The sequence below is a fragment of the Bacillus sp. EKM420B genome (genome assembly GCF_011065565.1).
Lineage (GTDB): Bacteria > Bacillota > Bacilli > Bacillales > Bacillaceae > Bacillus > Bacillus velezensis.
The window spans coordinates 26094-48290 of sequence record NZ_JAAMNX010000001.1; the positions used below are offsets into that span (position 1 = coordinate 26094).

The 22197-nt window shown below is 46.3% G+C and carries 22 protein-coding genes and 1 pseudogene; 18 read left to right on the forward strand and 5 right to left on the reverse strand.

What is annotated here, in order from left to right; translation table 11 throughout:
• Window positions 1-231 precede the first annotated feature (231 nt).
• From prkA to G9F48_RS00245, 12 genes are all read left to right on the forward strand, one after another.
• Window positions 232-2127, forward strand: coding sequence for a serine/threonine protein kinase PrkA (prkA, locus tag G9F48_RS00190; RefSeq protein ID WP_069473222.1), 1896 nt, complete (start codon window positions 232-234; stop codon window positions 2125-2127).
• A gap of 190 nt (window positions 2128-2317) precedes the next feature.
• Window positions 2318-3496 (forward strand): sporulation protein YhbH, encoded by a 1179-nt coding sequence (gene yhbH / locus G9F48_RS00195; RefSeq protein WP_014417268.1) that lies wholly within the window; start codon window positions 2318-2320, stop codon window positions 3494-3496.
• A gap of 186 nt (window positions 3497-3682) precedes the next feature.
• The gene (locus G9F48_RS00200; RefSeq protein WP_003155389.1) at window positions 3683-4147 is read left to right on the forward strand and encodes a MarR family transcriptional regulator; all 465 of its coding nucleotides are present in this window, start codon (window positions 3683-3685) and stop codon (window positions 4145-4147) included.
• Between the two features lie 36 nt (window positions 4148-4183).
• Window positions 4184-4849, forward strand: coding sequence for an HlyD family secretion protein (locus G9F48_RS00205; RefSeq protein ID WP_007610259.1), 666 nt, complete (start codon window positions 4184-4186; stop codon window positions 4847-4849).
• Between the two features lie 40 nt (window positions 4850-4889).
• The gene (locus G9F48_RS00210; RefSeq protein WP_003155387.1) at window positions 4890-6485 is read left to right on the forward strand and encodes an MFS transporter; all 1596 of its coding nucleotides are present in this window, start codon (window positions 4890-4892) and stop codon (window positions 6483-6485) included.
• A gap of 24 nt (window positions 6486-6509) precedes the next feature.
• Entirely contained in the window at window positions 6510-7043 is a 534-nt protein-coding gene (locus tag G9F48_RS00215; protein ID WP_003155386.1) for an NAD(P)H-dependent oxidoreductase, read from the forward strand.
• 12 nt (window positions 7044-7055) lie between these two features.
• Window positions 7056-7427, forward strand: coding sequence for a hypothetical protein (locus G9F48_RS00220; protein ID WP_025284468.1), 372 nt, complete (start codon window positions 7056-7058; stop codon window positions 7425-7427).
• A gap of 119 nt (window positions 7428-7546) precedes the next feature.
• Window positions 7547-8314 carry a hypothetical protein gene (locus G9F48_RS00225; protein WP_069473224.1) on the forward strand — a complete coding sequence of 256 codons (768 nt, stop codon included), beginning with the start codon at window positions 7547-7549 and terminating at the stop codon, window positions 8312-8314.
• Window positions 8315-8316: 2 nt separating this feature from the next.
• Window positions 8317-8694: a GntR family transcriptional regulator gene (locus G9F48_RS00230; RefSeq protein ID WP_071392067.1), complete on the forward strand. Its 378-nt coding sequence runs from the start codon at window positions 8317-8319 to the stop codon at window positions 8692-8694.
• Window positions 8684-9400, forward strand: coding sequence for an ATP-binding cassette domain-containing protein (locus G9F48_RS00235; RefSeq protein ID WP_165408841.1), 717 nt, complete (start codon window positions 8684-8686; stop codon window positions 9398-9400). Before G9F48_RS00230 ends, G9F48_RS00235 begins: the two co-directional genes overlap by 11 nt.
• Window positions 9401-10318, forward strand: coding sequence for an ABC transporter ATP-binding protein (locus G9F48_RS00240; protein WP_101562845.1), 918 nt, complete (start codon window positions 9401-9403; stop codon window positions 10316-10318). It begins immediately after the preceding gene.
• Window positions 10311-11258: an ABC transporter permease gene (locus G9F48_RS00245; RefSeq protein ID WP_003155377.1), complete on the forward strand. Its 948-nt coding sequence runs from the start codon at window positions 10311-10313 to the stop codon at window positions 11256-11258. The genes G9F48_RS00240 and G9F48_RS00245 overlap by 8 nt, the downstream gene beginning before the upstream one ends.
• Window positions 11259-11347: 89 nt before the next feature.
• Here G9F48_RS00245 and cspB read toward each other — a convergent pair whose 3' ends face one another.
• On the reverse strand, window positions 11348-11548 hold the full coding sequence (cspB, locus tag G9F48_RS00250; protein WP_003155376.1) for a cold shock-like protein CspB: 201 nt from the start codon (window positions 11546-11548) through the stop codon (window positions 11348-11350).
• Between the two features lie 381 nt (window positions 11549-11929).
• Here cspB and G9F48_RS00255 point away from each other — a divergent pair.
• A pseudogene (locus G9F48_RS00255) lies at window positions 11930-12759 on the forward strand (MetQ/NlpA family ABC transporter substrate-binding protein).
• 16 nt (window positions 12760-12775) lie between these two features.
• Here the strand turns inward: G9F48_RS00255 and G9F48_RS00260 are convergent.
• Window positions 12776-13855, reverse strand: coding sequence for a GGDEF domain-containing protein (locus tag G9F48_RS00260; RefSeq protein WP_165408842.1), 1080 nt, complete (start codon window positions 13853-13855; stop codon window positions 12776-12778).
• Between the two features lie 151 nt (window positions 13856-14006).
• On the opposite strand from G9F48_RS00260, the gene G9F48_RS00265 reads away from it, so the two are divergent.
• Window positions 14007-15398, forward strand: coding sequence for an L-cystine transporter (locus G9F48_RS00265; protein WP_165408843.1), 1392 nt, complete (start codon window positions 14007-14009; stop codon window positions 15396-15398).
• 57 nt (window positions 15399-15455) lie between these two features.
• Here the strand turns inward: G9F48_RS00265 and G9F48_RS00270 are convergent, their stop codons facing one another.
• Complete coding sequence (locus G9F48_RS00270; protein ID WP_165408844.1) at window positions 15456-16028, reverse strand: hypothetical protein; 573 nt, start codon at window positions 16026-16028, stop codon at window positions 15456-15458.
• A 144-nt stretch (window positions 16029-16172) separates the two neighbouring features.
• On the opposite strand from G9F48_RS00270, the gene G9F48_RS00275 reads away from it, so the two are divergent.
• Together G9F48_RS00275 and G9F48_RS00280 are read left to right on the forward strand one after the other, a co-directional pair.
• Window positions 16173-16712 (forward strand): YhcN/YlaJ family sporulation lipoprotein, encoded by a 540-nt coding sequence (locus G9F48_RS00275; RefSeq protein WP_003155362.1) that lies wholly within the window; start codon window positions 16173-16175, stop codon window positions 16710-16712.
• 120 nt (window positions 16713-16832) lie between these two features.
• Window positions 16833-17777 carry a hypothetical protein gene (locus G9F48_RS00280; protein ID WP_063174203.1) on the forward strand — a complete coding sequence of 315 codons (945 nt, stop codon included), beginning with the start codon at window positions 16833-16835 and terminating at the stop codon, window positions 17775-17777.
• Here the strand turns inward: G9F48_RS00280 and G9F48_RS00285 are convergent.
• Entirely contained in the window at window positions 17737-18402 is a 666-nt protein-coding gene (locus G9F48_RS00285; protein ID WP_165408845.1) for a spore coat protein, read from the reverse strand. The two genes, G9F48_RS00280 and G9F48_RS00285, sit on opposite strands and share 41 nt — an antisense overlap.
• Before the next feature lie 192 nt (window positions 18403-18594).
• On the opposite strand from G9F48_RS00285, the gene G9F48_RS00290 reads away from it, so the two are divergent.
• A complete protein-coding gene (locus tag G9F48_RS00290) occupies window positions 18595-20649 on the forward strand; it encodes a 5'-nucleotidase C-terminal domain-containing protein (protein ID WP_165408846.1) in 2055 nt (684 codons plus the stop codon).
• Entirely contained in the window at window positions 20646-21242 is a 597-nt protein-coding gene (locus G9F48_RS00295; RefSeq protein WP_094247114.1) for a class D sortase, read from the forward strand. The genes G9F48_RS00290 and G9F48_RS00295 overlap by 4 nt, the downstream gene beginning before the upstream one ends.
• Here the strand turns inward: G9F48_RS00295 and G9F48_RS00300 are convergent.
• Window positions 21239-22147, reverse strand: a complete 909-nt coding sequence (locus G9F48_RS00300; RefSeq protein WP_156735260.1) for an RluA family pseudouridine synthase — start codon at window positions 22145-22147, stop codon at window positions 21239-21241. The two genes, G9F48_RS00295 and G9F48_RS00300, sit on opposite strands and share 4 nt — an antisense overlap.
• Window positions 22148-22197: the final 50 nt, after the last annotated feature.

Sequence of the window (22197 nt, forward strand, 5' to 3'; positions counted from 1 at the left end):
GTAAAATGATCGTTTTCATCATGTCTCCTCCTCTTTGCTTTTCCATTTGATGTCCGAGTCTGGATGAAACTGTATTTCTTTCATTATGAACGGTGCACAGGACCCTTGTCAATGACGGCCTTATAACGTCTTTATTTTTAAGAAACGAAAAGCATGTATTATCACGTCACCGCATAGATTGTAACAAAGTACCTTATTTCTAGTGCATTAACCATGATAGAGGAGGTTCTTATGGATATATTAAAGAAAATTGAAAAGTACAGAGAGGAAGAGCAGCGTCTCAAATGGGAAGGGACGTTCGCTGATTATTTGGAGATCATAAAAGAAAATCCATTGGTCGCGCAGTCTGCTCATTCTCGCGTTTTTAATATGATAAAAGACAGCGGAATCGAGGAGGATGACGGGAAAAAGACATACAGCTTTTTCTCGAGGGAGCTGTTCGGCCTTGAGGAATCTCTGGAACGGCTCGTGGAGGAATACTTTCACCCGGCTGCAAAGCGGCTCGATGTAAGAAAACGGATTTTACTATTGATGGGACCCGTCAGCGGCGGAAAGTCAACTCTTGTCACCATGCTGAAAAAAGGGCTTGAAGCCTACTCATTGACAGACAACGGTGCTGTTTACGCCATTAAAGGCTGCCCGATGCATGAAGATCCTCTCCATCTCATTCCCCATCATCTGCGCGACGACTTCTACAGAGAATACGGCATCAGAATTGAGGGCAGCCTTTCTCCGCTTAATGTCATGCGGCTTGAAGAAGAATACGGCGGCAGAATTGAGGATGTAAAAGTTGAACGTATATTCTTCTCGGAGGACAAACGTACCGGAATCGGAACCTTCAGCCCGTCTGATCCGAAATCACAGGATATCGCCGACTTGACGGGGAGCATTGATTTTTCGACGATTGCCGAATACGGCTCGGAATCAGATCCGCGCGCTTATCGGTTTGACGGTGAATTAAATAAAGCGAACCGCGGAATGATGGAGTTTCAGGAAATGCTGAAATGCGATGAAAAATTTCTGTGGCACCTTCTGTCACTCACGCAGGAAGGGAATTTCAAAGCCGGACGGTTTGCGCTCATCTCCGCCGACGAATTGATTGTTGCGCATACGAACGAAACGGAGTACCGCTCGTTTATCGCCAATAAGAAAAACGAAGCCCTTCACTCCAGGATCATCGTGATGCCTGTTCCTTATAATTTAAAGGTGTCAGAGGAAGAACGGATTTATGAAAAAATGATTTCTGAAAGTGATGTTTCTGACGTACACATCGCCCCCCATACATTAAAAGTGGCCGCGATGTTTTCTATTTTGACCCGGCTGAAGGAACCGAACCGCTCTGATATTGATCTCGTCAAAAAAATGAGGCTCTATGACGGAGAAAGCGTTGAAGGTTACAATTCCGTTGATCTGGAGGATATGAAGAAGGAATTCCATGATGAAGGAATGAGCGGAATTGACCCGCGCTATGTCATCAACCGCATTTCCTCAACGATTATCAGAAAAAATATGGAATCCATCAATTCGCTTGACGTGCTGCGTTCCTTAAAAGAAGGACTCGACCAGCATCCGTCCATCTCCGCCGAGGACAAAGAGCGGTATATGAATTTTATTTCCGCCGCCAGGAAAGAGTACGATGACATCGCCAAAAAAGAAGTGCAGAAGGCGTTCGTCTATTCATATGAAGAATCCGCGAAAACTCTTATGGACAATTATTTAGATAATGTGGAAGCGTACTGCAATAAAAATAAGCTTCGCGATCCGCTGACGGGTGAAGAAATGAATCCTGACGAAAAACTGATGAGATCCATTGAAGAGCAGATCGGCATTTCAGAAAACGCGAAAAAAGCGTTCCGCGAAGAAATCTTAATCCGCATATCCGCCTATGCAAGAAAAGGAAAACGCTTTGACTATAATTCGCACGAAAGACTCCGCGAAGCGATTCAGAAAAAGCTGTTCGCAGACTTAAAAGATGTAGTGAAAATTACGACCTCCACCAAAACGCCGGATGAACAGCAGCTTAAAAAGGTCAATGAGGTAGTGGCAAGGTTAATAGATGAACACGGCTATAATTCGACTAGCGCTAATGAACTGCTGAAGTATGTCGGAAGCTTGTTAAACCGCTGATATTTGATTTCATCGAGAGGCCCGTCTGTAAAAGGACGGGTTCTTTTGTCTGTTTTTCGCAATTGTTTGTCAATTGGAGAGTCCGGCCGGCATAAGATAAAAATAAATCTTTTCGCCGGACTTGTTTCATAAACAGGACCAAGCCGGAATACACATGTAAAACGACCATAACGGTTAAGGAGGGGAATTCATGTCCCGTAATGACAGCGGAAATTTTTTGATTTCAGAGGAAGACTGGTCCCTCCATCGCAAAGGCTTTGACGACCAGCAGCGCCACCAAAAGAAAGTGCAGGAAGCGATAAAAAACAACCTTCCGGATCTTGTCACTGAGGAAAGCATTATTATGTCCAACGGAAAAGATGTCGTGAAAATCCCGATTCGTTCGCTTGATGAATATAAAATCCGTTATAACTATGATAAAAATAAACATGTCGGCCAAGGCGACGGCGACAGCGAAGTCGGCGATGTCGTCGCAAGAGACGGCGCAGATAAAAAGCAGGGCGCCGGAAAAGGCCAGGGAGCAGGCGATCAGGCAGGCGAGGATTATTATGAAGCGGAAGTTTCATTGATGGATCTGGAAGAAGCGCTGTTTCAGGAATTAGAACTGCCGAATCTGCAGCAAAAGGAAAGGGACAATATCGTCCATACCGATATCGAGTTCAATGATATCCGGAAAACCGGGCTGACAGGGAATATCGATAAGAAAAGGACGATGCTGTCGGCCTATAAACGAAACGCCATGACAGGCAAGCCGTCGTTTTACCCTATTTATCCGGAAGATCTGAAATACAAAACATGGAATGATGTGACGAAGCCGGAATCGAAAGCTGTCGTTTTAGCCATGATGGATACAAGCGGTTCGATGGGCGTATGGGAAAAGTATATGGCGAGGAGCTTCTTTTTTTGGATGACACGATTTTTACGGACAAAGTATGAAACGGTTGATATCGAATTTATCGCCCACCATACGGAAGCGAAGGTTGTGTCGGAAGAAGATTTTTTCTCGAAAGGCGAGAGCGGGGGCACCATCTGTTCCTCCGTTTACCGGAAGTCTCTTGAATTAATTGATGAAAAATATGACCCCGCCCGCTACAACATCTATCCGTTTCATTTTTCAGACGGAGATAACCTGACTTCGGATAACGCCCGGTGCGTAAAGCTCGTCAATGACATCATGAAAAAATCGAATCTGTTCTGTTACGGGGAGGTCAATCAATATAACAGGCATTCCACCCTCATGTCCGCCTATAAAAATGTCAAAGATGATAAATTTAAATACTACATCCTGAAACAGAAATCGGACGTATTTCAAGCGCTGAAAAGCTTTTTTAAAAATGAGGAAGCCGGTATAAGCAAAGCATCGTATTAAATATAAAGCCGAGTGAAGAATCGTGCGGCCGCGGTTCTTCACCCGGCTTTTTTAAATTAAAAATAAAGAGAAAAAACGGCATAAAAAAAATCCTTAAAAAATGAAACTTTTCTCTTTACAAACCTTCTTTCATTTATTAATATTTTATCTTGTGAACTATTATTAAGGGAATGAGGTGAAAATACGGTGATTGAATCAGAGCTCGCTTTGCTCAGTTTTGAACAACTGTTTGATACTTCCAGATCGATTTACAAAAAGCAGAAAATGATTCTGGAGACAGTGCTTGAACCATTTGATATTACAGTGCTGCAGTATCTGCTGATGTTCAAAATACATAAGAGCAAAAGCACGCAGCTTTCAAGGCTGGCTTTGTCGCTTGATCTGAAACCGGCGTCTGTCACGAGAATGACCGATATTCTGTATAAGCGCCGCCTAATGGTTCGGAGCGACTATCACGACGACCGGCGTGTTGTTATGATTCAGTTAACCGAAGAGGGGGAAGAACTTCTAAAGAAAGCTGCTGTTCAATATGCCGAAAAAGCGGCGGTCTTATACCGGCAGCTCAATACCGCTGAACTGCAGTACCTGCGCAAGCTTGCGGAAAGTTTAACGAAGCTTGCAAACGGCTGTGCAGTGAAAAACGGAAAATAAAAAAATCCCCACATATTTTTATCATCATTCCACAAAATGATAGAGGAAGAAACGAAAGGAGAAAACAAAATGAACAGAGGACGTTTAATTCTGACCAACATTATCGGTTTGATTGTTGTTCTTGCAATTATAGGCGGAGGTGCTTACTACTATTATCAAAGCACACACTATGTAAAAACCGATGAAGCGAAAGTTGCCGGCGACATGGCTGCTATCACAGCTCCTGCTGCGGGTAAAGTAACTGACTGGAACCTTGATGAGGGGAAAGAAGTAAGCAAAAACGACGTTGTTGCAAAAATTAAAGGACAGCAAAATGCTGACGTAAAAGCCATCATGGATGGAACAATCGTGAAAAACGAAGTGAAAAACGGCCAAATGGTGCAAGCCGGTACGACAATTGCCCAGGAAATTGACATGAAACACCTTTACATCACTGCAAACATTAAAGAAACAGACATTAGAGACATTGAAGTAGGAAACAAAGTAGACGTAATTGTTGACGGCGATCCTAATACAACATTTGACGGAACAGTAGAAGAAATCGGTTATGCGACAAATTCAACATTTGATATGCTGCCTTCTTCAAACTCAAGCGGCAACTACACTAAAGTAACGCAAAAAGTTCCAGTTAAAATTTCACTCAGCAACCCATCTGACAAGGTGCTTCCTGGTATGAACGCATCTGTAAAAATCTCTGAATAATACAGATCAGTCATCAAACCATGAAGGGAGGTTGTCTTAGGTGGCTAAATCAGATAATCAAGTAAAAAGTCCTAAAACATTGCTTATTGTGCTTATGGCCGGGTTATTCCTGGCGATCTTGAACCAAACGCTTCTTAACGTGGCAATGCCGCACTTAATGACCGAGTTCGGTGTGAGTGCGACGACGATTCAGTGGCTTACGACCGGATACATGCTGGTCAACGGTGTTTTGATTCCGTTATCTGCGTTCTTAATTACCCGGTTCGGACAGAGAAGCCTCTTTCTCGTAGCCATGTTCTGTTTTACAGCGGGAACGTTAGTCTGCGGAATCGCGCCTAACTTCTCAACCATGCTGATCGGCCGGTTAATTCAGGCGGTCGGCGGCGGTATCCTGCAGCCGCTGGTCATGACAACCATTCTGCTTATCTTCCCGCCTGAAAGCAGGGGGAAAGGAATGGGAATTTTCGGTCTTGCGATGATGTTTGCTCCGGCAGTCGGACCGACTCTTTCCGGCTGGATCATCGAGCATTACACATGGCGCATTATGTTCTACGGCCTTGTTCCGATCGGGGCAATCGTTATTATCATAGCGTTTTTCCTCTTTAAGAACTTGGTGGAACCGCAAAAAATCAAACTCGACAGCTTGGGTGCGATTCTATCTATTGTCGGATTCGCCTCATTGCTTTACGGAGTCAGTGAAGCGGGCAGCGACGGCTGGGGAGATCCGATCGTGCTGTCTACCGTCATTGTCGGTGTCATCGCGATTGCCGCGTTTGTCATTCAGCAATTGCGCTCTGAAAAACCGATGCTCGACTTCCGGGTATTTAAATATGATATTTTCTCACTTTCCAGTGTCATTAATATCATTATTACCGTTGCGCTTTACACAGGAATGTTCCTGCTTCCGATTTACCTGCAGAACTTAGTCGGCTTTACGGCGCTGCAATCGGGTCTCTTGCTATTGCCGGGCGCGATTGTCATGCTGATCATGTCGCCGATTTCCGGTATTCTGTTTGACAAAATCGGTCCGAGACCGCTTGCGATTATCGGGCTGGTCATCACGGTCGCAACGACATTCCAGTACACAAAATTGACAATTGACACACCTTACACACACATCATGCTTGTCTATGCCATCCGCGCATTCGGTATGTCACTGTTAATGATGCCTGTTATGACAGCCGGAATGAACCAGCTTCCGGCACGGTTGAACAGCCACGGCACGGCGATGAGCAACACGCTCCGCCAGATCAGCGGATCAATCGGAACAAGTTTGATTACAACGATTTATACGAACCGTACGACAATGCATTATTCGCAGATTGCGGATAAAACAAGCACGGCTGATCCAAGCTTCATGCAGTCGTTCCAAAGCGCGGTTTCGAATTTAATGGTCAACATGAACATGTCGCTTGATGCGGCGAAACAAACCGTTTATTCATATCTCTACAAAACAGCTTCACTTAATTCCAACGTTATGGGGATTAATGACGCGTTTATGTGGGCGACGATCTTTGCGGTTATCGGCGTAGTCCTGAGCCTGTTCTTGCGTGACGTACGGAAAGACAAACAGCGGGCGAAGAAAAAAGAGGAGCTGTCATTGCTTCCGGCCCCTAAAGAAGTGAAGGAATCTTAATCATCTGAATGGGAGGTTTCCTGAATGAAAATTTACGTAGTGTACGATAGTGAAGGCGAACACACAAAACATCTTGCTGAAGCCATTGCCGAAGGAGCACGAGAAAACGCTGAGGCTGAAGTCCTGATCGACCATGTCGATCAAGCAGACATCCGCAAGCTGAAAGACATGGATGCCATTATCTGGGGATGCCCGGGACACTTTGGCACCATCAGTTCAGGCTTAAAAGCGTGGATCGACAGACTCGGCTATCTGTGGGCTGAAGGCGAGCTGATTGATAAAGTCGGCGCTGTATTCTGTACGACGGCGACAACACACGGCGGATTAGAAATGACAATGCACAATCTGATCACTCCTATGTTTCACCAAGGCATGATTGTTGTCGGTCTTCCCGGCAACGTTCCTGAAAACGCGCTGTACGGGTCTTACTACGGCGCAGGCGTCACATGCCCGGTTGACAGCGATGTGCTGATGACGGAAGAAGGCCTTCAATTAGGCCGTGCGCTTGGCAGACGTGTCAGCCAGGTCACTGGTAATCTAACTGCCGGACGACAGTAAGGAGAGGGTTATATGGCCATTATTATAGCGGTTATTGCTGCTGTCATTGTGATTGCACTTCTTATCACATTCAATGTCCGCAGCACTTCTGCAGGACAGAATGTCAAAGAAGAAAAGAGAGAAGCGATCGGCACTACAGCCGAACAGCCGGAAAAGCATGATCCGGCCGAGGAGCGCTCAGCCGAGCATGCTCCCGTCGTTGTAAAATCTGAATCTCCCCGTGAGAAAAAGAATACAATGGGCGATGATGTGTACCGTCAGGCGCTTCAGAAGTTTAAGACTTCTGAGACGGATCAGGAACCAAACGATCCTGATAGCGGCGGCAAAATGCAGGATAGCAGCTATCGTGATGCGCTGCTCTCCTTAAAAAACAAAAAGAAGTAATTGAAAAGGCAAATCCGCGTAAGAGCGGATTTGTCTTTTTTTTATTGAAGATATTGTAATACATGATGATCTAGTGTACTATGTTACTCATACACTTGATCCGAATGGAGAGAGAAAGAATGACATCGTTTTTAGGTTTGCTGAAAAAAGATGCGAAAGTTTCATGGATTTGGCTCGCGGTGTGGCTTTGCGGCATGATTTGCTGGGCGTTTGCAGCTCACATCATCGCTGCCCGTCAGAAAGAACCGCTCGTCATTTTCGGCTTTTTTACGGCAATGGGGTTTTTTCAATTTCTTGTAGCGCCGCTTTTTATGTACTATCACCTTCATAAAGAAGGAAAAAATCAGCTGTGGCTTTACAATCCGAATGGGGGATTTTATCTGCTGGCTTCCAAACTGACGGCCTCACTGCTGTATCAGTTGATCGGGCAGCTGGCGCTGACCGGTTACGGCATTTGGATGTACCGGATGCTTTCTGCAAAAGGAGTGCTGGAACACACCATTCCCCTGGCCGGCACATTAACCGGGCTGAATGCTTACCTGCTGATCAGTTCAGCGTACTTATCTGTGATCGTGGCCGTATTTTGGACTGTTTTTCACTCATTAAAACATTTTCCCGTCCTCCGTTGGGTGATCTGCATCGTGCTTGCGTTTGTCTGGACCTATATTGACGATAAAATCATTACGCCTTTCACTTCATCTCAACATGATTTATGGCCGGTAAAAGTGTATGCGAATTTTCATTTTCATTATACAAAATTGACCGGATGGACGATGGAGCTGAAAGCCGTCCACATTTCGCTTTTCAGCTTCCTGGCAGTGATCGTGCTTGCAGCGCTCTGTCTCGCGCTGGCCTCTATGCTGCTGAATCGAAAGGTTGAGGTGTAATGATGGAGAATGAATTTCAGTCATCCAAGCCGATTTATCTGCAGATTGCCGATCGTATATATTACCGGCTGATCAGAAGTGAGCTTTCACCGGGGGACAAACTGCCGTCCGTAAGGGAGATGGCCGTACAGATGAAAGTGAATCCGAACACGATACAAAGAACGTACAGTGAAATGGAAAGGCTGGGGATCGTGGAGACGAGAAGAGGACAGGGAACCTTTATAGCGGAAAGATCCGATCTGAAAGCAGAGCTGAAAGACAGGCTGACAAAAGACGTTTTCAAACGCTTTATTCAGGAAATGGCGGAGCTGGGGTTATCTCCTGAGGAAATGCTCGACGGGATCAAACAATATGCGGAGGAAGCAAACGATGAATCTTGATTTTGAACGCGTAACAAAAAAATACGGCCGCAGGATCGCGGTCAGCGATGTATCATTTTCATTGTCTCCGGGTAAAATCTACGGAATTTTAGGGCCGAACGGAAGCGGTAAATCAACAACGCTTAAAATGCTTGCCGGGCTTGCGTTCCCGACATCGGGTGCCGTCCGGATGGGAGACTGCGCAGTAAGCAGGAACATGCTGTTTCGTACGGCTTATTTAACCGAACATGATATGTTTTCCGCCCGGACGACTGTCGGTGATATGCTCACATTTTATCATTCGCAATTCCCGGATTTTCAGCTGGAAAAAGCACATAACCTATTAGCGGAAATGAATCTTTCAGCGGAGCAGAAGGTAAAAGAGCTGTCCAAAGGCAGCCGGGGCAGACTGAAAATCGTTTTGGCCCTGTCGAGAAAAGCATCGGTCATTCTGCTGGATGAGCCGTTTTCAGGTCTTGATCCGGCGGTCAGGGAGTCGATTGTCAACAGTCTCGTATCTTATATTGATTTTGACAGCCAGATCGTCGTCATCGCCACGCATGAGATCGGCGAGATTGAGACACTGTTAGACGAAGTGATGGTTTTCATAAAAGGGAAAATCGCTGAACGGCGCGAGGTCGAAGAAATTCGGGAACAGGAAGGAATGTCCGTGCTGCAATGGTATAGAAGCGTCATGCAGGCGCACGAAATAGAAGGGGGATTCTAATTGGAAACGGTATTAGAACTGCAACAGGTAAAGAAAACGATAAAAGGACGAACGATTATTCATGATCTGAGCTTCTCCGTCCGGGCAGGCGAAGTGTTTGGATTTTTAGGGCCGAACGGAGCGGGGAAAACCACTACGATCAGAATGATGGTCGGATTAATGAAACTGTCTCAGGGAGACATCGTAATCTGCGGGGAATCCATTACGAAAAACTATTCAAAAGCGGTCAGGCACGTCGGAGCCATCGTGGAAAACCCGGAGCTGTACAAATTCTTGAGCGGCTATAAAAATTTACAGCAGTACGCAAGGATGGTAAAAGGCGTTACGAAAGAAAAAATAGATGAGGTCATCGAGCTCGTCGGGTTGCAGGACAGAATACATGACAAAGTAAAAACCTACTCTCTCGGGATGAGACAGCGTCTCGGCCTCGCCCAAAGCTTGCTGCATAATCCTAAGGTGCTGATTCTGGATGAGCCGACAAACGGCCTCGATCCTGCCGGCATCAGAGAAATCAGGGACCATCTGAAAAAGCTGACACGTGAAAAAGGAATGGCTGTCATCGTCTCAAGCCATCTTCTGTCAGAAATGGAGCTAATGTGCGATCGAATCGGCATTCTGCAAAAAGGAGAGCTTGTCGATATTCAAAAAGTAAGGGATGAAGGAAAAGAGGATAAAGATACATACTACTTCCATATTGAACAAAGAGAAGAGGCTCTTGCCGTTTTGAGTCAGTTTGACTGTGTGAAGAAGACAAACGGCATTGAGATCCAGCTGTCCAAACAGGAAGTGCCTGATGTGATATCACTGCTCGTCCGTGAAAACATCCGCTTATATGAAGTGAAAATCATGACAAAATCTTTGGAAGACCGTTTCTTGGAGATTACCGGCGGGACGAAAGAGGAGGTTCAATATGTTTAAGCTGATCTATAATGAATGGATAAAAATTTTCAGCCGCGTCGGGACGTGGGCTATGATTGTGATTTTAGGCGTTTCGATGATCGGTTTTGCGCTTTTGTCAAACCATTTCACCTCGAGTGAAGCCAATCCGAATTGGAAACAGGAGCTCCAGGCCGAAAACAAAGAAATGAAACAGCAGATGAAGGAAACCGGAAATCAGACGCTCATTGATAACCTGAAACAGAATGTCGCGATAAATCAATACCGTATGGATCATAACATCCCCGAGGATACAGGGTACACAGTGTGGTCATACGTAGCTGATTCTTCGATGATGACTGTTTTGACCGGGCTGTTTACGATTATCATTGCCGCAGGCATCGTGGCGAATGAGTTCAACTGGGGGACGATCAAGCTGCTGGCCATCCGTCCGCTCAGCCGTTTTCAGATTTTGCTATCTAAATATATGACGGTGCTGCTGTTCGGACTGCTGATGCTTGTGATTTTATTTGCCGGCTCCGCTCTGTTGGGATTGGTCTTTTTCGGTACAGGCGGAGATACTGCGGCTGATGTTCATCTCGTATACAAAGACGGCCATGTTTTTGAGCAAAATATCATCGCTTTCCTCGCTAAAACATATGTCTATGAATCTGTCTCCGCTTTTATGCTTGCGACGATGGCGTTTATGCTGTCTGCGGTATTCCGGAACAGCTCATTAGCGGTCGGATTTTCTATTTTTCTATTGGTTATGGGGAACACGGCGACGGTATTTCTTGCTGCGAAATTTGAATGGACCAAATATATTTTATTTGCGAACACGGATTTGTCGCAATATATGAACGGGACTCCTTTAGTAGAGGGGATGACGATGACATTTTCTGTTGTGATGCTTGTGATTTACTTCGTTATTTTTCTGGCGCTCGCATTCGGCGTCTTCTTAAAACGGGATATTGCCACCTGATATAAAAAAGCTGTTTTGCCTTTGCAAAACAGCTTTTCGTTTTAGATGAAAAAACCTGCCGGCGTACACCGGCAGGTTTTTTAAACAATTTATGCTTTTGTTACGTTAGCAGCTTGTGGTCCGCGGTTTCCTTCAACGATTTCGAAAGAAACAGATTGGCCTTCTTCTAAAGTTTTGAAGCCTTCGCCTTGAATAGCAGAGAAGTGAACGAATACATCGTCTTGACCTTCTACTTCGATGAATCCGAATCCTTTTTCAGAGTTGAACCATTTTACTTTACCTTCTAACATGAAATTTCCTCCTAAAGCGACATAACGCTTAAATTCACTATTCTTGCTCTAAAACAAACTTCCAAGACGAAAACTCTTACAAAACTTTCTTCTTAAAGATAGTTCGAACAAAAATAATTACCTTTACTCTACCAGCAATCCGAAGAAAAAACAACTGCTAAATGTAACTTTTTTCGAAATAACATGTTTTAAGAGGAAAACGCTCTGATACGAAATCTGATTTGAGACCAGAACAGCCCATTTTCAGCTGATAAAAACCGCTTTGCAGCCTCTTAAGGAAGCAATTGACAACCCTTTTTTTAATCGGTATTGTATGTAATCATGAGCTCGAATACCATGGTGCAGCCTCTGTACATAAAAATAGATAGGGAGTAGGTCAACTTGAATCTGCGGCTTATAAACAGTCTGTTTCTTTTCATTTTGATCATGTCACTTACTTCATGCCATTATCCTGATGGGAACCGGACCGTTACTATCGGAATCAATGAATCTGATCAATCGATCTGGGAGTTTGTCGCGAAAAAAGCCGGTGAGGAAGGATTGCAGCTTTCTTTGGTAACGTTTTCGGATTATGCCGAGGCCGATTTGGCACTTGCCGGCGGGGATCTCGACGCCAATGCGTTTCAATCCGTTACTAATTTTAAATCTTTGCAGCCTCATGTGAAAAAGAAGCTGGCTCCTTTAGGAACGACATATGCGGCATCGCTGGGGGTGTATTCCAAGCAACATAAACGGCTGAAGGATATACCGGACGGAGCGGTCATTGCCGTGCCTGATGAAGCGGCGGCCTTCGGCAGGGCGCTTTTTCTCATGCAGGAGGCCGGACTGATTACATTGAAAAAGGGATTCACCGGTACGGGTTCAACTGATATGATCAAGGACAACCCGAAGCATCTGACCTTAAAAACGGAAACAAAAAAGAACGCCTATCAGGCGGCGGAACATGCTGACGCAGCAGTTCTCAGTCAAAGCGAGGCGAAAAAAGCAGGATTTCATGCGGAGAAGGACGCGCTGATCCGATGGCGCAAATGAAGGAAGCGTATATTCATCTGATCGCCGTCAGAGCTGAGGATAAAGATGATGAACGGATGCAAAAACTCCTGTCTTTGTATCAATCAGATGATACCGCGGCGTTGATTGAAAAAGAATATGAGGGCAGCCTGATTCCCGTTTTCCTGAGGGGCGGCTTTCTCACTGAAAAGAAAGAATGATTTCCTCTTCGGGCGATCATTCTTTTTTTTCAGTGCTGCACACTTGATTGCGTCCTGATGTTTTCGCTTTGTACAGCATCCGGTTCGCGATCAGGGGCAATGTCTGAGGGTCCGGTGTATTTGTCGGATAATGCGCGATGCCGAGGGAAACGGTCACGGGAATTGTATCTCCGCTCGTCAGCAGAATCGGGTCCGCGTCAATCGTGTGCCTGATTTCCTCTGCGAGGTGAAGCCCTTTTGTATACGTGCAATTGGGCATAAGCACGGCAAATTCTTCCCCGCCGATGCGGGCTGACGTATGAGAACTGCTGAGTAAGAACCTCAGGCGTGCCCCCAGTTCCTTCAGCACTTGGTCCCCTTCATAATGCCCGTATTGATCATTGATCTGCTTAAAGTGATCAATATCCAAATAAATAAGCGCGAGCTGAGACGAGGGGGATTGAGACGCCCGATCGTACAGAACGCGCGAGACGTCCTCGAATTTTCTCTTATTAAAAATCCCCGTCAGAAAATCATAATTCGCTTGAAACTTGTATTGCTTGAACAAAACGCGGGCATCGGCTTCGTGTTTAATGATATACAGTGACAGCATTCCGCCCAAGACGGAAATGAGCCAATAATAAACGAGGGCCCCGGCAGGCTGCTCAGGCATAAGAAACAGCAGCGTCAGGGTGAAAATAACATTTGAAAAAAGCAGCATAACGAACGCCTTTTTATGATCCGGCTTTTTTCCTCTGAGGACGGCTGCCGAAAGTATCGCAATAACCCCGACTGCGGCGATGGAAAAAATGGCGCTGGCATTGAAATTGATCAGGATACGGCCTGCGACGATAATCGCAAAGGCGGCTGCCGTAGACACCCAGCCTCCGTAAAGAGCGGCGATGATAATGGGGATATTTCTGAGATCAATGATGGAATCGGAGTAAGAAAAGCCGAAAACAATCAGAAAAACCCCTAAAAGTCCGCAGACCGTTCCCTTCAGTAATTGAAACATCGGACGGTCTTCTTTATACGAAAGCGACTCTTTAAAAAGAAGGGTGAACAGATAATTAAATGTGATTAAAATCGTTAAATTAAGAAACAGTTCCTTCAGCATAACAATCACCCTTATATAAGTTACTAGAGAAAGGGTGGAAAGAAAAGAGAAAAATCAATAAAAATACATATATTGTCAATCCTTACTTGACCGATCGGAATTGATATAATATAGTGTTAAAGGATAATGAGCAAGGGAGTGTTTACCTGTTTTGGAGAATTTATTTGTAGTCTTACATGTTTTGATTATGCTTTTGCTTATAGCAGGTCTGTTTGTCATGCAAAAAAAACACGTTTCCTTTTCTAAACGTGTCTTTACCGCGCTCGGACTAGGCATTGTATTCGGTTTTGCACTGCAATTGATTTACGGGCCGGCTTCACATATCGTGACACAAACGGCTGATTGGTTTAATATCGCCGGCGGCGGTTATGTCAAATTGCTTCAGATGATCGTCATGCCGCTAGTCTTTATTTCTATTCTCGGCGCATTTACGAAGCTGAAACTGACCCATAACATCGGGAAAATCAGCGGACTGATCATCGGAATTTTGATCGCCACGACAGCAATTGCCGCGGCAGTCGGAATTGTTTCGGCGCTTTCCTTTGATTTGAAAGCCGTTCATATCGACCAGGGAAGCACCGAGTTATCAAGAGGCCAGGAGCTGCAGCAAAAATCTGAGGATATGACGGCCAAAACGCTGCCTCAGCAAATCGTTGAGCTTCTGCCGGGAAATCCGTTTCTTGATTTCACGGGAGCCAGACCGACTTCCACCATCGGAGTCGTTATTTTTGCCGCTTTCCTCGGCATCGCTTTTCTGGGCGTGAAACGGAAGCAGCCGGAGCATGCCGCGACGTTCAGCGGAATTGTCGATGCGGTATACGCGATTATTATGCGCGTCGTGACATTAATTTTAAGACTGACGCCTTACGGGGTATTGGCGATTATGACAAAGACGATCGCGACAAGCGACATCGACAGCATTGCGAAACTGGGGATGTTTGTGATCGCTTCATACGCCGCGCTTATCGTCATGTTTATCATTCACTTGCTGCTGATTACGTTCAGCGGTTTAAATCCGATCACATACGTGAAAAAAGCATTTCCTGTCATGGTGTTTGCGTTTACGTCCCGTTCAAGCGCAGGGGCTTTGCCGCTTAATATTAAAACGCAAAAAAGCATGGGGGTCCCTGAAGGAATTGCGAACTTCGCCGGTTCATTCGGTTTATCGATCGGTCAAAACGGCTGTGCCGGCATTTACCCGGCGATGCTCGCGATGATGATTGCGCCGACAGTAGGGCAAAACCCGTTTGAACCGGGATTCATCATCTCCGTCATCGCCATCGTGGCAATCAGTTCATTCGGTGTAGCAGGCGTGGGAGGCGGCGCGACATTTGCGGCTCTGCTCGTCCTATCCGCTTTGAACATGCCTGTCGCGCTTGCCGGGCTGCTCATTTCAATTGAGCCGTTAATTGACATGGGGCGTACCGCCTTAAATGTGAGCGGCAGTATGACCGCAGGGCTGTTAACAAGTAAAATGACGAAGGAAACCGATACCGCGGTGTACAATGATTCCTCAATCGTCATTGAAGCTGAAGAAGCTTAAGTAGCGCTAAAACGAAAAAATCCTTCATCGTTGAACGAATGAAGGATTTTTTTGTTTCTAATGATTTCCGGGTTCAATTTCTTCCAGCATATTCATCACGGTGCTGTCATTTAAAACATTTACCGCGCTTTCTTCGAAGTGAATCGGCTCGGTATAGTGAGGCTTCGGCGAAGTTTCTTTACTGCGGTCTGCCTGTCCGTCCGTATGGGATGAGCCGGAGTGATTGCGGGAAGTCTGCTCATGCTGCTGTCCGCCGGATTCCCCGCCGAAAGCCTGTTTGATCAGCTCGGCAGGCTGCACGGAGCCTGTTTGTGAATGCCGTGGTTTGTCCGTGTGCTGCTGTCCGCCGGATTCCCCGCCGAAAGCCTGTTTGATCAGCTCAGCAGGCTGCATGGAGCCTGTTTGTGAATGCCGTGGTTTGTCCGTGTGCTGCTGTCCGCCGGATTCCCCGCCGAAAGCCTGTTTGATCAGCTCAGCAGGCTGCATGGAGTGTGTACCATCTTTATGCTGCATTCGGCCTGAAACCATTCCGGAGATTTTCCGGCGGATTTCGGGTGATAAAGCTGCAATCAGAATCGATGATCCGATCAGCAGCGCTGTCGGGCTGATGCCGCTTTTTTGTCTGAACAAGTTAAATCCCTCCTCATTCAATTGATTACGCTTACCTTTCCCTATCCTTCTGATATTTATCCAAACCGCTCAGAATGCAAACGGCGTGCATAAATCCCGCCGAATAGAAAAACCTATATGTAAAGTGAGAAAGGAGGAATTCACATGATAAAAAAACAAGCAGTTATTTCTGCCCTTCTTCTGCCGATGCTGATTACCGCAGGGTGCAGCATGGGGAACCAGGGAGAAGGAAAACGAAATGACAACCGCACCCAGAATGTAAATTACCGCAACACGCCTAACGACGGTGCGACAAATATGAATACAGTGAACCGTCATAACCAAAACACCGATCACAATGACAACCGTAACCTGAGAGTGGCTGATAAAGCCGCCGACAAGGTGACTGATTTAAAAGAAGTTAAAAATGCGACTGTGATCGTTGCCGGAAACAGCGCTTATGTAGCCGTTGTTCTGACAAACGGACAAAAAGGCGCTATCGCCAACCATTTGAAAAATAAGATTACCGATAAGGTGAAATCAGCCGATAAACATGTCCGGACTGTATATGTATCAGCGAACCCGGACTTCGTTGAACGTATGCAAGGCTACGGAAAACGAATCCAAAACGGCCACCCGGTATCCGGACTGTTTGATGAATTCGGCCAAATGGTGCAGCGTGTATTCCCAAACCCCAATAAATAAATGAATGGAAAAGCCGCATTTGCTGCGGCTTTTTTATTTTATCTGCCGTCACGACCCAGCGCTCCTGAGCATAAAGTAAAGAATGAGATGAAAATTAAAGGATCGGGGAGGGGAGCTTGTTTGCGTGACGGCATGGGGAAACGGGCGGCATTCACTCTGATCCTGTGCGGAGTCCTTGTCATATTGGCTGTCAGTTCAGCCGTTTCAGTAAGTATGATGTACGTCCTGTCAGGCCAAAACAGCCGCTCTGTTCCGACGAAGGAACAAGTGACTGAACACATGAATAAAGAAATTTACAAACATACAGCGATTTACTATACGGCGGATGAAAAGCCGCTCTTGGATCTGACCAAGCTTACGCTGGACCACGCAAAGCGTATCAACCAAATCATTGTCGGCTATAAAGGAGCGGCGCCTCTTGAACTCATTTTCTTTTCAGATGAAGCTGAAATGGAGCAATACTCAGGATTGAAAAATGTAGTCGGTTTTTATTCAGAGCAGGAGCAGATGATGGGGCTTTTGCCAGAAGAGAAAAAACAGCTTTTGAAAAAAGATGAGCTGGCCGTTTTCATGTATAAGCAATTGATTATACATGAATATACACACTACGCGTTTCATCAAAAAACACGGCAATTGGGGACGGATACGTCTGTATTTCCGCTTTGGTTTCATGAGGGGCTGAGCGAGTGGGTTGCGCATTATGATGTGGTCATTGATCCGATTGCATTTTCCGTCGTGCCGTTTGATCAATTAACGACCGACCGAAAATGGCAGAAATCGCGTATGGAATATGAAACGGATGTCTATTTGCAGAGCTTCTATATGATAAAGGATTTAACCGAAACATTCGGAGAAGGCATTATCTTAACCATTATCAATAAAACCGCCGAAACACAGGATTTTGAAAAAGGCTTTGAAGCGGCTACGAAAGAAAGCCTGAAACGATTTGAACATGATTTCACAAAAGCATATGAAAAAAAGAAAACGGCATTGGAGAGTCAGGATTCCAACGCCGTTTTTTTCATTAATGGAGGTTTTGCTGCTGCTGTCCCATTTGTCCTTTAATCGGAGGCATTTGCGGCTGTCCCTGCGCCGGTGCAAATGAATTCAGCATGGTCTGCATATCTTGTGCATTGAGCTGAGGAACCTGATAATAACCGTGTTTGTTTTGGTATAAGAAGATTTCATACGCCATTTCGACATATTGCTGAATTTGGGCGGAGAGCACTCTTCTTGTGACGGGATTGGTCATTTCAAGCGAACTCATCGTCAAGAGAGAAGCTTGAGCTTTAATCAGGCCGAGCATATGGCCGCTTATTCCGAGATCTTTGACATCATTTAATGATTGATTCGGTTTTTTCGGCTGAGTCGGTTTTATACCGTAGACGGCCTGGTTCTGTTCCTCCATCATATATGTCGACGTTTCCTGAGAAGGCTTTTGGCCGGTCTTAAAGCATTCTGCCGTCAGAATATAGAGTCCGAGAATGAATTGATACTGGCGGTCAAGAATGTCGGCCAGCTGCTGATCCTGTATAAACTGTCTGAGCATCATAAATTGATCCAAAACGCCGACTGTTCCGGCCAGCACTTCATGCATATCGAAAAGCTCATGTCCTCCGTGATTCACTTGCGGTGAACCCGGAATCCCCTGATTTACTGGCGGCTGCTGCTGATTCTGCTGCTGTTCCACTGGTTGTTTTCCTCCTTCATGTCAAATCACATTTAAGATGTGAAAAAAGCCGATCCGTTATACATCAAGACTTATTTCGTTACGTGGGGATTATTTACTATTTTGCGCCAGCGAAGACAATCTTTACAAAAAAGTGATGTGATTTTTAAGAAAATAAGCTAACGTATTTCTTAGAAGACAGGGGGGAAATGAATGAAGAAAAAAAGGGGTTTGCGTCTTTCGTGCTGTTTGCTGACGGTTTGTTTTATGATGTTCAGCGTGAAAGATGCGGAAGCAATCGGACAAGCCGGATCACTGAATGGAGCTGGAACGGATAAAGCGTATAAAGAACGGCAGACTGAAGACTCCGGCCGTGTCCCGCTCAGAATCATCAGCATGAATGATCTGCACGGAAAAATTGATCAGCAATATGAGCTTGACCTTAACGGAGACGGTAAACCGGATGGCACTTTCGGGCGGATGGACTACGCCGCCGCGTACATTAAAAAGGCGAAAGCCGAGAAAGAACACGCCTTTGTCGTGCATGCGGGCGATATGATCGGGGGCAGCTCTCCCGTGTCAGCCCTTTTTCAGGATGAACCGACAGTAGAACTGATGGAAGACATCGGTTTTGATGTCGGAACTGTCGGCAATCACGAATTCGATGAAGGAACGAATGAGCTTAAACGGATCATCAATGGAGGAGATCATCCGGACGGTAAGGGGACAAGCGGTTATGACGGCCAAGATTTCCCGCTCGTCTGCGCCAACTGTAAATTGAAGTCAGGGGAGTCCTTTCTGCCGCCGTATGAAATCAAATACGTTTCCGGAATTCCGGTCGCATTTATCGGGGTTGTAACCAGATCGGCGGCAGGCATGGTCATCCCGGACGGAATTAAAAATATTACGTTTACGGATGAGGTAAAGGCCGTCAATGACGCCGCCGCTGACCTGAAGAAAAAAGGAATTAAAGCAATCGCCGTGCTCGCCCATATGTCTGCTGAACAAAATGGCTCAGCCATCACGGGAGAATCCGCAAAGCTTGCAAGCGGAACAGACTCAGAGATTGACGTGATTTTCGCCGCGCACAATCATAAAGTCGTAAACGGAGAAATCAACGGCAAGCTGATCGTGCAGGCATTTGAATACGGAAAAGCAATCGGAATCGCCGATCTCGAACTAGATAAAGAATCGAAGGATATCGTGAAAAAATCAGCGGAAATCCAATATATCGATCAAAGTAAAATCAAGCCTGATCCGGATGCGGCAGGCATATTAAGCAAATATGAAGAGAAAGTGAAACCGATTATCAGCGAAACGGTCGGGGAAGCGGCCCGTGATATAACGGGCGGATATTCAAATGACGGCGACACGGCGCTCGGAAATCTGATTGCCGACGGTATGAAAGCGAAGATGAAATCCGATTTTGCGCTTATGAATGGGGGAGGCATCCGGGACGGCATAAAAAAAGGGACGATCACATGGGGAGACCTATATAATGTACAGCCGTTCGGCAATGTGCTGACGAAGCTTGAAATCAAAGGAAAAGATTTGCGGGAGATCATCAACGCGCAAATATCTCCGGTGTACGGACCGGATTACAGCATCAGCGGATTTTCCTATACATGGAACCCGGAAACCGGACAAGCGGTGGATATGAAGATGGCGGACGGTACAGACATACAGCCCGAAAAAGGATATACAGTAACAGTCAATCAATTTATGGCGACGGCATCGGGGGCAAAATACGGTCCGATCGGGAAACTCGGCAAGAATCCGGTGACGGGGCCTGAGGATTTGGAAGCGACAGTAGACTATGTCAAAAGCTTTTCCGCACCGATTTCTTATCAAACCGACGGCCGCATCCGCACGGCATCAGCCGCCGAAACACCTGATGACACCGGCAATCAGCCGGGAAGCGGGGAAACACCGGGCAGCACCGGGCCTGATAAAGGAGAAAAACCTCAAACGGAAAAACCCGCTAAAAAACCGGATGCAGCAGAACAGCCTGATCAAACCAAAAAACCTAAACGTCCTGTCGCAGAAGAAACAGCATCTGATACAGTGCAGTCAATTCCCGAATCCCGTCCGGCGTCTGCCGCAGATTCGGAACAAAGCACAGAACAGACTGAAAGCGGCACACAAAAAGGCCGCCCATTGCCTGATACTTCAGCGGGCAGCCATCAGACGGCATTGGCCGGCCTGGTGATCACGGGTGCCGGCGTATATTGGCTTTTCAGAAAGAAAAGGGGAACCCGCACACGATGAACAAACTGAAACATATTCCGCTTCTCGTCATCATCGCAGGTGTTATCATCACATGTTACGGTAGCTGGAAGATCATTGATTCACATATGAAAACGAACCAATCGCTTGAAGAAGCAAAAAAAGCAACAGAACCTGTCTTGGAAAAGAACGAAACAAAAAGCGCTGTGCAGGCACAGCGCAAAAAAGAATTTCATCCCGAAACGGGTGAGGCAAGCGGCATTTTAGAAATCCCTGAAATCGACGCTGAGCTCCCGATCGTCGAAGGGACTGACGCAGATGATTTAGCAAAAGGCGTCGGACATTATAAGGACAGCTATTATCCTGGCGATCACGGCCAAATTGTGTTATCCGGCCACAGGGACACGGTGTTCCGCCGGACCGGCGAACTGAAAAAAGGAGACAGACTGAACGTGATTTTGTCTTACGGCACGTTTTCTTATAAAATCAGCCGTACAAAAATCGTCAGCCGGGATGATACGTCTGTCATCACCCTTCAACACGAGCGGGAGGAACTGATCCTGACCACTTGCTATCCGTTTTCTTACATTGGAAATGCGCCGAAACGATATATTATATATGCCGACCCGGTTTAAGAAAAATACGTTTCGGTAAAATGAGCCAGATCAGCCGGCATCGGCGCCTCGGCAACGATTTCTTCTCCTGAGATCGGATGGACGACACTGACTTTTCTGGCGTGAAGCGCCTGCCTGTGAAACAGCGCCCTGCTTCCGCCGTACAGGTCATCGCCCGCCAACGGATGGCCGATGCTTGCCATATGCACCCTGATTTGATGTGTTCTCCCGGTTTCCAGTTCAAGCTCTGCCAATGTAAGCTGCGCACCGGGATGATAGCCTTTCACTTTGTAATGGGTGACGGCGGCTTGTCCGCCGGGTGAGACGCGCCGTCTGACGGAATGTGACCTGTCGCGGCCGATCGGCGAGTCAACCGTGCCTTTTTTCGGCGTGACTTTTCCTTCCGCCGCGGCGATATAGGTGCGTTTTAATGTTTTGGTTTCGAGCTGACGGTCAAGGATTGCATGGGCCAGGCGGTGTTTCGCAAAAACGACCGCGCCTGACGTGTCACGATCAAGACGGTGAACGTGGCGCACTTTCGCCTGTTCGCCGTTGATTTGAAAATGGTAAGCGATCAGGTTGCTGAGGGTTCCGGTCTGACCCTCTTCATTTGGATGAGTCGGCATTCCCGCCGGCTTATTTGCAATCAGCATATGACTGTCCTCAAATAAAATGTCCGGCTCTCCGTATTCAGGAATCACCGAAGAACCCGTTTTTTCCTGAAGATCAATGAATAAGCGGTCTCCGGTTTTCAGTATGATGTTGTTTTTCGGGGATGTCCGATTCACCTGAATGCTTTTTTGGTTCATCCATTCCGTTATCACGGGTTTTGACGCCTGGAATTCAGATTTCAGGACTGAAAACAGCCATTGTCCGGCGTGTTTTTCCGTAATCAGGAGTTCCAGACCGCGGTCATTTTGTTTCATATCATAAAGCTCCTTTTCAAGCGGAAAGCGGCTGTTTCAATAGGAAACAC